Here is a 17,079-nt window from a genome sequence, read left to right on the forward strand (position 1 = left end):
AAAACAGCATCATGACGACAGCACTATCTGACTGGGAGCAACAAGCCCAAGCTTATTTTTTGCAAGGTAACTATAGCGAGGCAGTTAGTTTGTACGAACAGGCGATCGCTTCTAACCCCAATGTCAAATCTTACTACTGGCAACTTGGCTTGCTGCTGCTACTGCAAGGTCAAGAAGAGGAGGCACAGATGGTGTGGTTTGATGCGCTTTCTACGGCAGACTCGGAAGCAGAAATGCATGCCTATATTGCTGAACTGATAGAAACTCTGGATAACGAATCTCAAATCCAGGCAAATAGGGCAAACTATCAAACTGCATGGTCGATCCGTCAATACATTCACGAAAATCAACCTGAGAATGTCGATAACCTTTTGCAGACGTTCTTGCTGCATATCAAGCTAGATCGCGACAACTTCAGTCTACCGGAAAATACGATCCTACAAGAAGCGATCTCTCTATTACCTGACCGTTCGCCTGCTGAAGTTAATGGTGTTTTGTTATTACAGGTTGTCCAGAAGGTTGTAGCTCTAGATCGTACTTCCCCCAGTTGCTTGCAATTGATAGATGCCTGCGTTGCTCACTATCAGAAAGCTTTAGCAGATCGACCAGAAACTGCCGAATGGCATTACAGGTTGGGAACGATCTATGCAGAAATGCAACAACATGTGGATGCGATCGCTTACTACAACCAAGCTTTGCAACTCGATCCCAACTACGCCGAAGCCTATTTCAGTCTTGGGAATATCGATTTAAATCAAGGAAATTACGAGCAAGCGATCGCCAATTACCAAACAGCGATCCAACTCAACCCAATTTTTTCTAAAGCCTACATCAATCTAGCGTACGTTCAAGAGAGGCAAGAGAAAATTGAAGAAGCTATTCTAAACTTACAAAAAGCGCTTGAAATCCAACCTGATTTTGTGGAGGCACATAGAAATTTAGGTGTCTTACTTCTGAAAGCTGGCAGGGATGACGAAGCAATAGCCAGATTTCAAAGAGCAATAGAGATTTGCCCAACCTATGCTGAGGTCTACAGAGATATTGGCGATATTTTTCTTCGGAAAGACAATTTGGAAAAAGCGGTTGACTATTATCAAAGAGCAATACAAGTTCAACCTAATTATGGGGATGCTTATTGGCAGCTTATCATTCTGCTTAGTAAATCCCAATTGAGTAAAGAAGCTAGTGCTTCGAGAAAAATTCTTGTCGATCGGTACGCACTATCATGTGGATCGAGCGATCCCATTCGTTCGCAAGTAGCTTTTATTGGCTCATATCTCATTGCTGGTATGTACGATCGAGCGCTCGAGCAATTTTTAGAGTTGGAAAATCAAATTTACGAACATGCCGCTCGTCTTACCCCCAAGGAAATTCAAGCACTTTATACGTGGCTATTAATTGCTATTCCCCATTTGAGAGATGATCTGGGAGCTAACTCTCAATTATCAAAGCTAATTGGGGAATTATATACCCGAAAAGTTCTGGCTGCTCGGCCTATTACCTCACAAAGATCTTTCTATCCAGCTTCGGATCCTTCCAAACACTTAAAAATAGGGTTTATCTCTCCAAATTTTGCGAGGAATGCTGTTGGATGGCTTTGCTTTGATGTAGTTTGCGAGTTATCTCAACTTACTCCCCACATCTATCTTTATGCTACCGGAAATCTTCGGGAAGACGATCGCACTGAAATGTTCGCGCGCGTAGCCTCGAAATTGTATCGACCTCAAGATCTACTCTCCAATAATTTAGTAGAGGAGATTTTAATGCAAGTTAGAGAAGATGAGTTAGACGTATTAGTCGATCTAGACTCTGTGACTATGCATGTAAATCCTGAAATCCTTTACCAACAGCCTGCGCCTGTGTGTATTTCCTGGTTGGGATTTGACGCTCCCTTTATAACCGCTCGGAACTATTACCTCAGCGATCGCTATTTACATCCTGAAGGCACTGAAGCTCACTATTGCGAGCAAATTGTCAGAGTCCCAGATCTATGTGTTGCCATATCTGGGTTAGAAAGAGAACCAGCATGTCGCGATGAAATGCGCCATGAGTTGGGTATTAGTGCAGAGCAAGTTGCATATTTGACCCTCGCATCAGGGCGCAAGTTTACCCCAGATATGGTTAAAGCTCAGGTAAGTATATTAAAATATGTTACAAATAGCGTACTGATTCATAAAGCCATTACTGGCGACCCTGAAATTATACAGTTGTCCTATCAACAAGAGTGTGCGATCCAAATGGTCGATTTTAATCGCATCAAATTCATTAAACCTCAGTTGCCAGAGGAAAAACATAGAACCACCTACATTGCTGCTGATGTCATGCTAGATTCCTATCCCTACAATGGCGGTACTCACACTATAGAAGGACTGTGGTTCGATCTGCCACTAGTAACTAGAACCGGATCGCAGACATTTATGGGTAGAGTAGGTTACGCTTGCCTAACATCTTTAGGGATTGCTGAAGGTGTCTCTTGGAGTTGGGAAGAATATACTGACTGGGGAATTAAATTTGGATTAGATTCTAGTTTGAGAGTATCTGTAAGAGAAAGAATGGTTCGAGCTAAGCAGATCGAAACTTTAGCACCTCTGTGGAACCCCAAGAAGCTTGCTAGAGATATGTACGATCGGTTTAGGGAACTAAGATTTAAACAGATTTGATAACTGTCGTGGAGAGTCAACACAAAAAACAACTGGAAATCAAACGACATTCTCGCGATCTGGGAGCAGATATCCGCTGCAAAAATCAACCAAAGGATATCAATGACATCCTGAAATCGCTCGCTCTATCAATCCCATCAGGACAGTTCATCTTGAATGAAGATGGAGATCTCCAACACGCGATCTCGCTTTTACCTACTCTTTCCCCTACTCAAGTAAACGGTACTTTGCTCTTACAGGTTGTACAACAGGCTTTAGCTTCCGATCGAACTACTAATAGTACTGCCCAAACTAGCGCCGCACTTGTAGCTGCCTGTATGGCTCACTATCAAAATGCCTTAGCTAAGCAAGGGGAAGTCGCTGAATGGCACTATCGATTAGGGACGATACACGCAGAAGTTCAACATATTAGCGAAGCGATCGCCTGTTATAACAAAGCCATCAACCTTAATCCCGATTACGCCGAAGTCTATTTCAGTCTTGGCAATATTACTTTAAATCAGCAGGAATACGAACGAGCGATCGCCCTCTATCAAAAAGCTATTCAGCTTAAACCTGAATTTGCAAAGCCGTATGTAAATCTAGCATTCATTTGGGAACGACAGGGCAAACTCGATGAAGCAATCGACAACTTAGAGCAAGCTGTCCGATTACAACCGGATTTTGCTGAAGCGCACAGTAATCTGGCCGCGTTACTTTATCAAAATAATTTACCCGAACAGGCGATCGCATCATATCGCATTGCCTTAGATCTCAAGCCAGAATATCTTCCCGCCAGATTAGGTTTAGTTACAGCTTTAATCCAGAGTCAAAAACTAGATGAAGCCTTTAATTATCTTCAACATTTACCAGAAACTAATCCTAGCTACTCCATAACTTATTACGAACTTGGGATTGCCTATGCTCGACAAAATAGGTTGGATGAAGCAATAGCTTGCTATCAAAATACTCTCCGCACTCAACCTCAGCATGTAGAGGCGTGGGAAAACATGGGTAATGCAATGTACTTGCAAGGAATGGCAGAGGCTGCAATTGATTGCTATCAGCAAGTCTTAACTTTAGACAGCGATCGTCCTAATGCTTACCGCAAATATCGGTTGACTCTGCCAATTATGTACGACACGGCAGAACAAATCGAATACTGGCGGCAACGATTTACTCAAGGATTAACAGACTTTTCTCGGCAGATCGATATCAAACTAGAAACAGGCACGGAGGTAGATAAACTCTGGGCTTTAGATAGTATTAAAGTTGATACCAACTTTTATCTGCCATATCAGGCTCAAAATGACCTTGACCTGCAAACTCAATATGGACGAACTATCCACCGTATTATGGCTGCAAATTATCCACAGTGGATACAACCTCTAGAGATGCCACCAATAGCTCCAGGTGAAAAAATTCGCATCGGCTATATTTCAAATTACTTAAGAATGCACTCAGGCGGCAGATGGGTTCTTAACTGGTTGCGCTATAGAGATCGGCAAACATTCGAGGTTTATAGCTATTTAGTCGATTCAAAAGCAGACTTTTTTACCAAGGAATTTGAGCGAGAAAGTGATTGCTTCCACCATATACCAGACGATATAGAAAAAATTTGCGATCGGGTACGTGCTGACAATCTGCATATTTTGGTATTTACCGATCTCAATATGCATCCTCTCACTACCCAACTAGCCGGACTGAGGCTAGCGCCAGTACAGTGTAACTGCTGGGGGCATCCCGTTACATCTGGATTGCCAACAATTGACTACTACCTATCTAGCGCTCTGATGGAACCTGACGATGCGCGATCGCACTATTCAGAAACACTAGTTCGATTACCTAAACTGGGCTTTTCATATTCTAAGCCTGTCTTACCTACTGTACGTAAATGTCGCGTGGATTTCGGGCTACCTGAAGATGCGATTGTTTACTTGTGCAGTCAGAGCTTATATAAGTATTTGCCCCAATATGACTATATCTTTGCAGCTATAGCTCAGCATGTCTCAAAAGCAAAATTTTTATTTTTAGCCAATCGTAGCTCGTACGTTACAGAACAGTTCTGCCGAAGGCTATATTCAGCCTTCGATCGAGTTGGTTTAAACAGCCAGGATTTCTGCATTATTTTTCCTGGTCTTTACTGGCAAGATTACCTCAACCTTAACCTTGTTTCAGACATTTTTCTGGACACCTTCGACTGGTCGGGAGGGAATTCTAGCTTAGAAGCGATCGCTTGCGGGCTACCAATCGTCACCTGCCCCGGTGAATTTATGCGCGGTCGTCATACTTACGCCTTTTTACAAATTATTGGTACTACAGAAACAATTGCTCAAACTGAGGATGAGTATATAGAAATAGCTACAAAATTGGGGTTAGACTCAACCTGGCGACAGGCAATTATAGACAAAATGCAGGAGCGCCTTAACCTTTTATACGAAGATATAACTTGCGTGCAAGGGCTTGAGGCATTCTACAAATCAGTAATTCTAGAAAGAAGTTAAGAAGTAAGGAGGTTATTTTGGCTAGACAAGATAAGCCCCAAGAATCCGATCGAAAGATCGCTACTTGGCAAAAAGCTATAGAGATCGACCCTCATAACGAACTCGCCTATCGTAATTTAGCATCAGCTTGGGCCGGGCAAGAGAAATGGGAAGAGGCAATCTCAGCTTATGCTGAAGCAATTGCCATCAGACATGAATATGCCGATCTACACTACCCGCCAGAAAAAGCCCTGGTGGGGACGAGTAATCTTGATGAAGCATTTAATTACTACCAACAAACTCTAGAGCTTGAAGCCGAATACGCCAGAGCTTATCTTAACCTGGGGCATGTTTTTAGCGCTCAAGATAAAGCTGGCAAGGCGATCGCTGCTTATCGAAAAGCCTTAGAGATTTACCCTGACTATGCTGAAGCACATGTCAACATTGGTGGTATTGCGTACCAACAGGGTAACCTCAACGAAGCCGTAGCATCATTCGAAGCGGCGTTAGCGATCGACCCCAATTACGTTGAAGCACATTGCAACTTGGGGAGTGCTCTAGCGCAAATGTCATTACTGGATGAAGCAATTAACTGCTACGAAAGAGCATTAGCAATTAATCCTGACATGCCAGAGATCGCCCAAAACCTCAATCGTATTTATTTGAGGTTGGTGCCCCGCTGGCACTTTCCCATGATGAACGATCGCCATCGGAATGATTGTTACAATCGAGCCCTACGCAAAGCCATCCGGTCTGACTCGATTGTCCTGGATATTGGTGCTGGATCGGGTTTGTTAGCAATGATGGCGGCTCGTGCTGGGGCCAAGCACGTTACGAGTTGTGAAAAAGTCAAGCCTGTTGCCGATATGGCAAGCAAAATTGTCAAATTGAATGGGTTTAGCCAGCAAATTACAGTAGTCAATAAAATTTCCACAGACTTAGAGATAGGCACAGACATGCCTGCAAAAGCTAACATCCTGGTTTCAGAAATTGTAGATGTGGGGCTTTTGGCTGAGGGTGTAGTTCCATCTGTTGCCCATGCGCGTGCTAACCTGCTTGCACCCGACGCGAAAATATTACCCAAAGCCGCAACTGTCTACGGTATGTTAGTCGAGAGCGAAAAATTGTATGCTGAGGATCGAGTCCAAACGGCAGCAGGGTTCGATCTCAGTCCTTTCAATGACTTTTCTTCAAAATATACCTACCTACAAAACTACCTCAGCCATTTTCCCCATAGGGTTTTGAGTGAAGTCTTCGAGGTGTTTGCCTTTGATTTTTGTGGTGCATCTATTCAACCAGCAACTAAAGAAATTCAGCCCGTCATTAATGACGAAGGCAAATGTCATGCGATCGTGTTTTGGTTTCGGCTGTGGCTCGATGACGAAATTTTCATTGACACCAGCCCCATGGTCGAAGATACATGCTGGATGCAGGCAATTCAGCTATTGCCATCCCCGTTAGAGCTGGTTAAAGGTGACAGCAGCATTAAAATTTTGGCGCAGCATAATTGCAACTACATCACATTTCAAATATCGGGCTAACTTCCCAGCTTTTAAAATAGCTGAAAGTCCTGATATTGCGATGCTTTATCAGCTTAAGCAAAGGGTTATACCAGTCCCAAAAAAATTTTTTTGTATGTGATGATATGAATCGGAGATTGCGGGGGTAAGTTGTAAACACGACTGAAGAGTAACTAAATAACTGACACATTACTTACACGAAATTACAGGACGAAACCATGAAATCAGAATTCAGAGCCAAGCTACTCCAACACGTACTCAGCAAGAAAAATTCCGAAAAGGGCTTTACCCTCATCGAACTGCTAGTTGTAATCATCATCATCGGTATTCTGGCTGCGATTGCTCTACCTTCCTTCCTCAATCAATCTAACAAAGCTAAGCAATCCGAAGCTAAAACCTACGTCGGTACCCTCAACAAAGGTCAACAAGCCTACTTCACCGAAAAGAATCGCTTTGGCTCTGACATCAACATCCTGGGCGTTGGTGTCAAGACCCAAACCGAGAACTACGACTTCAACTCTGCAAATGCTGCCTATGATGCCGGCCTTCCTTCTAACAACAACGCTACCAGCACTGGCACACCCAGATCCGTAGCACTCAGAGGCTATAGTGGCATGGTGCAATTAAATGTTGTGGCTAGTACCAGCGATGTTACCAGCCTTGCTGCTCTGTGTGAAATGAATCAGGCAGGCGCAACTACACCAGTTTCTCCTACTTCAAACGCTACAGGTGGTCCTACCTGTACTGCCGGTACTCAACCAGTAGGTAACTAAGTCGCGCATCTGCTACTTAAAGTATACAAAGCATAAAGATTAAATAAATCTGTCCTATGCTAGGAGTGGGAGGGTAAAATCTTTCCACTCCTTTTAAATATGGATTTAGGAAAAGTGTGCCACGATGCAGGTATTTAAAAGTTCCGATTTCGCTGAAGTATTACCTGAAATTTGGCAGGATGCCAGGGATAGGATAGCTAGAGACTACCCTCGGATTGCTTTCCCCGTAGATAATCCCTTTGGCCAGGATGCCCATTTACTTCTGTCGATTGACTTTCCTAGCGTTGAATAAGTTCATATGAAGGCAAATAATTGGCAGCAACAGGCAAATAACTACTATGCAAGGGGAGAATATCATAAAGCTGCCCAAGCCTACGAGCAAGCAATTGCCGCAGAACCCACACAAATTTCTTACTACTGGCATCTAGGTTTGATGCAACTGTTACAGTCCCAGGAAGTAGAGGCACAAACTACCTGGCTGGAGGGTATGTCGGTAGCAGAGTCCACTTTGCCGGATGACATATCGGGTATGCTAGACTCTAAATTGGCAGAATGGAATTCTGAATTAGCCGAGGTTTTGATATCAGAAGCTACTCGACAGCAAGAAACATCTGCTTTAGATACTGCCTGGCTGTTGCGTCGTCATGTCCATGAAATTGACCCCGATAATATTAACAATCTATTCCAACTGGTAGAATTATCTATTCGTTCCAGATCGCTAACTGAGTCGGATTTTGTCGAGCTTGACGTAGTAAATGCTCTGAGAACTTGCCAGCGACCTGAAACAGTCAATCTAGATTTGCTATTGCGGGTTTTAGAACAAGCCTTTGAATATCCCCCACTTTATTCATCATTGACAGAGTTGATCGCCTTATACCCCCCTTTTATTGAAGGTACAGAGGCGATTGGGTTTCTTACAGTAGTTATTAATGGTGCGGTGAAGCTGGCATACCTTGGCAATCAAACCAGGTTGGCAATTGAAATATTAGAATTAGGCTTGCGACTAGCACCGGAGGAACTAGAGATTCTCAATCACTTAGCACCTCTATATCAAAATATTGGTGAGTACGAGCAAGGGATTTCTGCTGCTAAGCAATGTTACGAGTTATCTCACAACTTAATCGATCGCATTGTCGCCAACTACCTGTTATTGAGGGGTTTAATTGGCTCAGGTGGGAATTGGCAAGAAGCATTAGCTGTGTTGGAACGACATGAATCTTTGCTACTATCGTTAATGCAATCGAATGCCACCAAATTGGATTCTGTTACTACCCAACGACTCTATCTTACTTATTCTGTTGCCCCCTATCTCATAGATCGCCCTACCCATCTCCGTACTATTCAGAATCAAGTCTCGCAGTTATGCCAAGCAAATGTAGAAACTTACGCCAGACAACATATTCAGCGATTTCAACAATATAAAGTTAAACTGCAACCAGATCGGCAACTAAAGATCGGCTATGTTTCTCATTGCTTGCGCAGCCATTCTGTAGGATGGTTAGCACGCTGGCTAATTCTCCACCACGATCGCGATCTGTTTCGCATTCACGGTTATCTAATTGCCGACCAGCAAGTAGAGGATTCCCTTCGCGACTGGTACGTGCAGCAATTCGATCGTGCCTATCGAGCCGGTATAGATGGACCAGTAAGCAGTTTGTCAGTAGCCGAGCAAATCTATGAAGATGAGATTGATATTCTCATCGATCTTGATAGCACTACTTTGGATGGTACGTGCGAAGTTATGGCTTTAAAGCCTGCTCCGATCCAGGCAACCTGGCTAGGCTGGGATGCCTCTGGCATTCCAACCATAGACTACTTCATTGCCGATCCCTATGTATTGCCTGATAATGCACAGGATTATTACACTGAAAAGATTTGGCGCTTGCCCCGTACTTATATTGCTGTAGATGGCTTCGAGGTAGCAGTACCTGGCTTGCGCCGCGATCTACTGGAAATCCCCAATGATGCGGTAATTTACTTCAGCGCTCAAAAAGGCTACAAGCGCCATCCCGATACGGTTCGCTTGCAAATGCGTATTTTAGCAGCAGTACCCAATAGCTACTTCCTGGTCAAGGGACTGTCGGACCAGCAGGCGATTAGGGACAGTTTCTTACAAATTGCTAACGAAGAAGGAGTAACTAGCGATCGCCTCCGATTCTTACCCCCCACACCCTCTGAAGCCATTCATCGCGCTAATATGGGTATTGCCGATGTAATATTAGATACTTATCCCTATAATGGTGCGACTACTACTCTAGAAGCATTGTGGATGTGCGTACCACTAGTAACCAGAGTAGGCGAACAGTTTTTTGCTCGCTACAGCTATACAATGATGACAAATGCTGGGATCGTTGAAGGCATTGCCCATACAGATGAAGAGTATGTTGAGTGGGGGACTCGCCTCGGCTGCGATCCGGCTCTACGGCAACAGATCTCCTGGCGGTTGCGCCAATCTCGCCAAACATCACCGCTCTGGAATGGGGAGAGTTTTACTAGGGATATGGAATCTGCCTACAGACAGATGTGGTTAAAGTACCTAGAGAAACAATCGCTATCTAATTAAAAATGAGCGAGCAGATAATCCCAAGTATTCAAGCACATCAGGAGTTTCTGCAAGGAAACTACAATCGTGCTGTGGAGTTATTCGAGCAGGAAATAGCTCAATATCCAGAGCGAGTATCGAACTATTGGTATTTAGGACTAGCTTTATTACTACAGGGGCAAGAAGCCGAAGCTCAGATGGCGTGGATGGCACCCGTGATGGATGCCAATCTAGAGCAAGCTCAAATATGGACGAGCGAACTGGTTAGCGTATTACAAACCGAAGTAGAACGCCAGCGAGCGCTGGCAGAATTATCGGTTAATGGGGATAGCCAGAATCTGAAAACAGCATGGGCAATTTGCCAGCACATTCGTGAGATCGACGCGGAAAATTTATCTAATCTCTGGCAGTTACTGCAACTCTCACTAGAGCTAGGAAATCTCAATGCGGACGATCGAATTCTAGAGCAAATAATAAATATTCTGAGAGCTTCGCCACCATCACCTGCAATTGCCGATCGTTTGGTGCGAAAAGTTTTGCAACAACTTCTGAATTCCATTCCCGTTCGCCCATTAACATTTCAGCTAGCGAATGCTTGTTTGGGCAATAAATCAATCGATGCAGAAATCCTATTTGTTATGCTGCTCGCTAAAATGGATGCATTCACGCATGCACTACCATTGCCGCTTGCAATTGAATATGGCGAACTGTGCTTGAGGCTGCAACCCAAATGTCTAGAAGCAATTGCCAACCTGATTAATTGGTATCAAAATGCTGGTAAGAACCTGGAAAGTGTGAAGTTGGCGCAAAACATGCTCGCGATCGCGCATAAATTGGAAGATCGCATCGCTGCCAATTACCTGATGACGCGAGGTTTTATGCAGGCAGGCGGTCACTGGGCTGAAGCCCAAACTGCTTATCAAGAGTATATGGGTTCGGTGCGATCGCTAATTCAACTAGGTATACCGATAGATATCAATCATATTCTTAATATTACGACAACTGGCGCATTTGCCTTTTATTTCGACGATCGCCCTCAAGCAACCCACCAGTTTCTGAGAGAACTGGGCAGATTCACGCAAACAAGAATTCGACAGCATTTCAGGTACGAAGAAATAGGTGAATCGGGTGCAGGTTCTGTAGGCGAGCCAAAAATCCGGGTTGGCTATTTATCTCAATGTTTGCGCAGGCATTCTGTCGGCTGGATATCACGCTGGCTCTTTCATTATCACGATTGCGATCGCTTTAAGATTTACGCCTATTCTTTAGTTCAGACAAACGATAATGTCCAACAGTTTATTGCCCATAGTTGCACGGAATTTCGACATTTATCACCTGCCGACTCAATCGATCGCATAGCTTCCCAAATTCAACAAGATAAAATTGATATCTTAGTCGATCTTGATAGTCTAACCTCAAAACGCTGCTATGGTGTATTGGCCTTGCGTCCTGCACCGATCCAGGTTACCTGGTTGGGGATGGATGCGCCTGGGCTACCTGCAGTTGATTATTTTATCGCCGATCCATATGTCCTGCCAGAAGTTGCCAGCGATTATTATGCCCAGAGAATCTGGCGATTGCCACAAACCTACGTTGCCGTAAATGGGTTTGAATTAGCAGTACCAAGTCTGCGTCGCCAGTATCTTGACATCCCCCAAGATGCCGTAATTTACCTGAGTTGTCAAACTGCTGTCAAGCGACATCCAGATACTGCCAGATTGCAACTAAAGATTATTAAGTCCGTTCCTAACAGTTATTTTCTGATCAAGGGTGGTGATGAAATAGAAGTAATTCAACAATTTTTCACACAAATTGCCCTAGAGGAAGAAGTAAGTTGCGATCGCCTCCGTTTCCTCCCTGAAGTCCCATCAGAAGAAATTCACCGTGCCAATTTAGGGGTTGCCGATGTAGTACTAGATACTTACCCCTATAATGGTGCAACTACTACTTTAGAGACTTTATGGGCGTGCATCCCTCTAGTTACCAGAGTAGGAGAACAGTTCGCCGCCCGCAATAGTTATACCATGATGGTGAATGCAGGCGTGACAGAGGGTATTGCTTGGACAGATGAAGAGTATGTAGAATGGGGAATTCGTCTTGGCACAGATCCACATCTGAGACAAACAATCGCTCGCAAACTACATTTATCCAGACGTACATCCCCGCTTTGGAATGCAAAAGCCTTTACGCGAGAAATGGAAAATGCTTACAGGCAGATGTGGCAAAAACATTTGGGCGATCGAGGTTCTAGCGATCTGAGGCTGAATACAGCGCTATAATTAAGCAAAAAGTAGAGGTGTCCCATGAGCGATTTGCAAACGAAAATACTAACAGATACTAGGATTACCGCTATATGGGATAAGACAGAATTGAAATTTCACCGATAGCCTTATTTTGAAACAGCTTAAACTATAATGACATCTATAAAATTACACATTGGCGGTAAAACATCTCACCCCGAGTGGCAAATTGTTGACATTGAGCCGCGCCCAGAAGTTGATTATGTATGTGATGCATCCGATCTAAGTCAGTTTGCAGACAATTCGGTGTCTGAAATTTATGCTAGTCACGTTCTGGAACACTTTCACTATGCTTTAGGAAATGAATTGCTACTTACCCTTTTAGAGTGGTATCGAGTCCTCAAACCTCAAGGGAAGCTTATGCTTAGCGTCCCAGATCTGAGAACCTTATGCTGGCTGTATCTAAATCCCGATCTGGACTCTACAGAGCGCTATAAGATCATGCGGATGATATTTGGCGGACAGATAAATCAGTATGACGTTCATAAAGTTGGTTTTGATTTCGATCTCTTAGCTACTTACTTATCAGAAGTGGGATTTCAGGAATGTCAGCGCGTTGCAGAGTTTAATCTATTCAAAGATTGTAGCAGCATGCGCGTACTGGGCAATCTAATTAGCCTTAACGTCATTGCCACTAAATAACACAAATCTATCCCAGCTATTACAATTTTTGTCTATTTCACAATTTTGGAACTAAACTTGCATAAGGATTACAAGATTAGTAGGATAGATCCATATTACCAATCTCGTCTAACCTGCACGCAGGAATATTTAGCTCTGCTGCCGCGCTTACCGTACTATTATCTTCATGTTCTAATTCTATTCGAGCTTTAACTCTCGGAAGTAAATGCTGCCATTGTAATGGACTGAGATCGGTAATTATTGAGATTTGGGGTTCTCGCTCAAATTCTAGATCTGGCTGCATAACTAAATTCATTACTACTTCCGCGATCGCCTCATCAGCAATTTCAGGGTCAGTATTAGTAGCATCTACTAACAAAGTAATGCGATCGCAGTTAGGAGATGTAAGAATTGCACTAAAGACTTCTCTCAATTCTTTAATAAGCCCCTCTGTCTTCGACCAAGCCGGGAAGATAATATAGTTGATTTCTCTTAAACCTAAACGGTCTAGCGATTCCACGGTAGAAGGCGATGGTTGATGTCTGGGATTAATAATCTCTGATGCCTGGCTTTTAATATCTAGCTCGTCAGCAATTACATCCCAAATCTTATCAAAAATATTTTCCCAATTATGTTCTTTAATAATATGCTCTCTTACTAACTGACTTCTGTGCAAAAGTTCAGATTCAGGTAAATTTAAAGCCCTCTCGATAATCTGTCGATTTTTATCGGGGTCATGAGTCAAGTAGATTGCATGGGGGCAATCAAAGCCACTTTCAGGAGTGACCAACGGTATTAACCCTCTGGCGCTATTTTCTAAGAAGCCATTTAGGAAGTAAAAGGCGCACCAAAAGCAGGTATAAATACTGATGAAGTCTAGTATAAACCTGAAGAGATGCGCCGATCCTATAATACCGATTTATCCAACCAAGAATGGGAAATTATCGCACCCATGCTACCCAAACCATCAAAATGGGGTAGGCCACCCAAAACAAATATGCGAGAGTTACTGAATGCCATTTTCTATATACTCAAAAATGGTTGTACATGGCAGAATCTACCCCATGACTTTCCGCCTTACTCAACGGTCTATTTCTACTGGCAAAGGTGGGAAAGAACTGGGCTACTGGAGGAGATTAATCGCAAATTGAGCCAACAATTTAGGGAAAAGGTTAGTAAAGAGGCGACCCCAAGCTTGGTGAGTATCGATAGCCAGAGTGTGAAGACAACAGAAAGTGCGGGCAGTCGAGGTTTTGATGGCGGTAAGCAAATCAAGGGCAGAAAACGCTTCGCTATGGTTGACACCTTGGGCTTAGTTGTAAAGGTGTTGGTGTGTGCAGCTAACATCGGTGAAAGAGCAGGAGCTAAGCAGTTGTTACAGAATCTCACATCTCCATTACCACGATTAGAGAAAATTCTGGTTGATGCTGGATTCTCTGGTGATGAAATCACACAATGGGTCAACGACAACTTCGGATGGCTTTGGGAAGTTAGCAAACGGGCAGACAATCAGAAAGGTTTTGTAGTGGAGTCAAAGCGTTGGGTGGTAGAGCGAACCTTTGCTTGGTTAGGTAATTGTCGTAGACTAAGCAAGGATTATGAATTTTATGAGCAAATGTCTGAATCGTTTATTTACTTGGCTTTAATCCGCAAAATGCTAAGAAATCTGGCAACTGCGACTTCCTAAATGGGTTCTAAGATGACTGTGGCTTGTGCATCCATTGTCGCTGTATGAATATAGAAGTCACAGGTGTCAACTATCCATTGGTTAAATTCCAGATCGGCATTATTTACACTACCTAAAAAGTTAAAAGTATATTTTTTGCCATTTATAGTGGCATCGATTAAACCTGTAGGTGCCTGTAAAGATTTGCTGGCTACATTTAAGCGAGCGTCCAAGCCTTTCAAGCTTTCGCAGGTATTCTCAAACCCCTTATAGGAGCCGAGAGTGCTGATGTGTAGAAGCTGGCGCTGTCCAACTGGGTTAAATCTTTGCTTAACTATTGGTAGATTTTGGGTAGCAATCCCAATATTTGTTTGGATGAGTTTATGACTAACTTGACTTTGAATCGTATCATCTGCTTTAGCTAAGGTGCGTTCGATCCAAAGCGGGCTGCACAAAGCAAAAATCTTACGAGCAGCCAGAAGCTGACTATTTAAATGCACTAGGTTGGGCATCCACTCAATGGGAAACTCTGGCACCCAGGGCATAATTATGTATGTATTGGGGTGGCAGGCATCATTGTGTGTTAAGGCATTATCTTTTACCCAATCCCGTTTGAATTTACCTAATCCAGTAGCTACTGCTTGCTCGGAGCTATCCCATGTTGGATGTCCTAATAAAATATCGTTGGGGTTCTCAGTCACCCTACCCGTACACCAATGGGCCTGATGTACGGCAACTTTTTGCCCCAGATAGTATTCTGCCCATTTAGCTAGTTCATAGTTATAGTATTCGTAGGTTGTATAGCTGTGTTCGCGTAAAAAATAGTCTGTTAGGAATAAGTGCAGCATTGTCTATATACTCTATCTATAGCCCATCTATTAGTTTGGGTAATCGCGCTAAACTATCTGCGATGGCATAGCAACTACATTAAGCATACCCAAGAGATCGGCTTCTGCATTCAAGGGAATCAGTTTTTGCAAGTAAGGTTGATATTTGAAGAGCTTGTAGCCAATGTTCGTTAAAAATTTTGCTGCAGGTAAGTTACTGCTTGTAGCATCTACAATATTCTCATACAAAATAATAGGAGAGAATTCCTTTAAAAGGCGATCGCTTCCCTGCAAAACCTTTATTTCATGACCCTCAGCATCTATCTTCAGAAGATCCACGCGCTGTACATTCTCCCTTGCAATGAGACTATCTAATGTAAAACACTCTACTTCCTCAAAATTCCCTAACACGTTACTCTCTGCCTCCCCAGATACAAGCTTGTTTAACTCGCTAGCTGGGCTTAGAGATAGCTTGGCAGTGCCATTGCGATCGCTCGCCGCTCCCGGACAAATTTTTACCCAATCCAACCTATTTATGCTACGGGTTTCGTTGAGATATCGAACGCACTTAGAAAAAGGTTCGATAGCAAAAACTCGACCAGTCGATCCCACTGCCCGAGCAGCGCTGAACGTATAAACCCCAGCGTTTGCCCCAACATCAATAATTGTCATGCCTGGCTGAATCCACTTACGCCAAAATTCCATTTCATACTCGAACCAGTCCCCTTCAGACACCAGTACGCTAGTAACAATACTATTAAAACTTGGCTCCACCGCCATGACCAAGTTTTGCTCGAAGCCTACATACGTAATTTCGCTATCTACTGGTTGTCTAGTCCATTGCCACATAGGATTAAGGGCATTGTCGGGAAATGATGGCAGATTGCGCGCGCGTTCTAGCCAATAACTTGAAGCTTCTAAATTCCCTATAGTTCGATAACCCAAATAAAGAGCATGAAGAGTCATAATGCATTCTGGTGCCATGCGTCCAGCATTTTGCAAACTTAAAACTCCTTCGACAAACTGCCCTGCCATCAAATGCCCTATTCCAAGTCTTAACTGGATATCGGTACTGTTTGGGGTAATTTGGTTTGCTAATTGCAAAAAACGAACTCCCATCTGGCTATAGAATACAAGCTGGGAGCGCCATAAAGCCTCGCTGAGAGATATTAAAGACTGGGTATAATAATTTTGCGATTTTAGCAGTAGCTCACATGTGTGCGAACCAAATTTAGAAGGTGGAAGATATATTAATCCTGGCTCTATCTGTGCCGAGGAGGTATATGCTGTCTGAATTGCATTTAGTAAAGTTGCATAGCTGAGATTAATTGCATTCCCTCCACTATTTGTCATGATTTGAATGAGGGCATAGTGGGCAGCACACAGAGGATTTCGATCGATCTGAAACCCTTTTTCCAAACTTTGTATTGCTACCTGAACGTGCTGTGCTTTTATCTCCAAATTTTCAGACTGCTCAGCCTCTATTAGCTCTAGGATTGCGAGATTATTCCAGTCTAAAGACGATGCGGGATTGTCCCAATTTGTACTCTCGACGATCGCCTCGACATGTTGAAGTACTCCCGCGTCTATATCGGGGTAATTATTGAGGAGATAGTCGCAGTAGCGATCGCCATGAGAGGAATACGATACTTGCATAAAGCTTAAATATATTATTGTTTGGCAAGATTTAGGAATAATTTACCCTAGC

11 protein-coding genes are annotated in these 17,079 nt (G+C 43.4%); 8 read left to right on the top strand and 3 right to left on the bottom strand.

Going from position 1 to position 17,079, the window contains the following annotated elements:
* The first annotated feature begins 11 nt into the window (after nucleotides 1-11).
* From PSE6802_RS29495 to PSE6802_RS0117865, 7 genes are all read left to right on the top strand, one after another.
* The gene (locus PSE6802_RS29495) at nucleotides 12-2,660 is read left to right on the top strand and encodes a tetratricopeptide repeat protein (RefSeq protein WP_019501406.1); all 2,649 of its coding nucleotides are present in this window, start codon (nucleotides 12-14) and stop codon (nucleotides 2,658-2,660) included.
* Nucleotides 2,661-2,668: 8 nt separating this feature from the next.
* Nucleotides 2,669-5,143, top strand: coding sequence for an O-linked N-acetylglucosamine transferase, SPINDLY family protein (locus PSE6802_RS29500; protein ID WP_019501407.1), 2,475 nt, complete (start codon nucleotides 2,669-2,671; stop codon nucleotides 5,141-5,143).
* A gap of 17 nt (nucleotides 5,144-5,160) precedes the next feature.
* Nucleotides 5,161-6,663, top strand: coding sequence for a tetratricopeptide repeat protein (locus PSE6802_RS31280; protein ID WP_019501408.1), 1,503 nt, complete (start codon nucleotides 5,161-5,163; stop codon nucleotides 6,661-6,663).
* A 197-nt stretch (nucleotides 6,664-6,860) separates the two neighbouring features.
* Nucleotides 6,861-7,415 (top strand): type IV pilin-like G/H family protein, encoded by a 555-nt coding sequence (locus tag PSE6802_RS0117845; RefSeq protein WP_019501409.1) that lies wholly within the window; start codon nucleotides 6,861-6,863, stop codon nucleotides 7,413-7,415.
* A gap of 298 nt (nucleotides 7,416-7,713) precedes the next feature.
* Complete coding sequence (locus PSE6802_RS0117855) at nucleotides 7,714-9,978, top strand: O-linked N-acetylglucosamine transferase, SPINDLY family protein (protein ID WP_019501411.1); 2,265 nt, start codon at nucleotides 7,714-7,716, stop codon at nucleotides 9,976-9,978.
* A 2-nt stretch (nucleotides 9,979-9,980) separates the two neighbouring features.
* Nucleotides 9,981-12,236: an O-linked N-acetylglucosamine transferase, SPINDLY family protein gene (locus PSE6802_RS29510; RefSeq protein ID WP_019501412.1), complete on the top strand. Its 2,256-nt coding sequence runs from the start codon at nucleotides 9,981-9,983 to the stop codon at nucleotides 12,234-12,236.
* A gap of 135 nt (nucleotides 12,237-12,371) precedes the next feature.
* Nucleotides 12,372-12,899, top strand: coding sequence for a class I SAM-dependent methyltransferase (locus PSE6802_RS0117865; protein ID WP_019501413.1), 528 nt, complete (start codon nucleotides 12,372-12,374; stop codon nucleotides 12,897-12,899).
* A gap of 76 nt (nucleotides 12,900-12,975) precedes the next feature.
* Here the strand turns inward: PSE6802_RS0117865 and PSE6802_RS34285 are convergent, their stop codons facing one another.
* Nucleotides 12,976-13,668 (bottom strand): hypothetical protein, encoded by a 693-nt coding sequence (locus tag PSE6802_RS34285; RefSeq protein ID WP_193372417.1) that lies wholly within the window; start codon nucleotides 13,666-13,668, stop codon nucleotides 12,976-12,978.
* A 105-nt stretch (nucleotides 13,669-13,773) separates the two neighbouring features.
* On the opposite strand from PSE6802_RS34285, the gene PSE6802_RS0117875 reads away from it, so the two are divergent.
* The gene (locus PSE6802_RS0117875) at nucleotides 13,774-14,565 is read left to right on the top strand and encodes an IS5 family transposase (protein WP_019498649.1); all 792 of its coding nucleotides are present in this window, start codon (nucleotides 13,774-13,776) and stop codon (nucleotides 14,563-14,565) included.
* On the opposite strand, the gene PSE6802_RS0117880 is transcribed toward PSE6802_RS0117875, so the two are convergent.
* Nucleotides 14,562-15,392: a hypothetical protein gene (locus PSE6802_RS0117880; RefSeq protein WP_019501415.1), complete on the bottom strand. Its 831-nt coding sequence runs from the start codon at nucleotides 15,390-15,392 to the stop codon at nucleotides 14,562-14,564. The two genes, PSE6802_RS0117875 and PSE6802_RS0117880, sit on opposite strands and share 4 nt — an antisense overlap.
* 48 nt (nucleotides 15,393-15,440) lie before the next feature.
* The gene (locus tag PSE6802_RS0117885) at nucleotides 15,441-17,027 is read right to left on the bottom strand and encodes an FkbM family methyltransferase (RefSeq protein ID WP_019501416.1); all 1,587 of its coding nucleotides are present in this window, start codon (nucleotides 17,025-17,027) and stop codon (nucleotides 15,441-15,443) included.
* Between the last annotated feature and the right edge of the window lie 52 nt (nucleotides 17,028-17,079).

Source organism: Pseudanabaena sp. PCC 6802 (genome assembly GCF_000332175.1).
Lineage (GTDB): Bacteria > Cyanobacteriota > Cyanobacteriia > Pseudanabaenales > Pseudanabaenaceae > PCC-6802.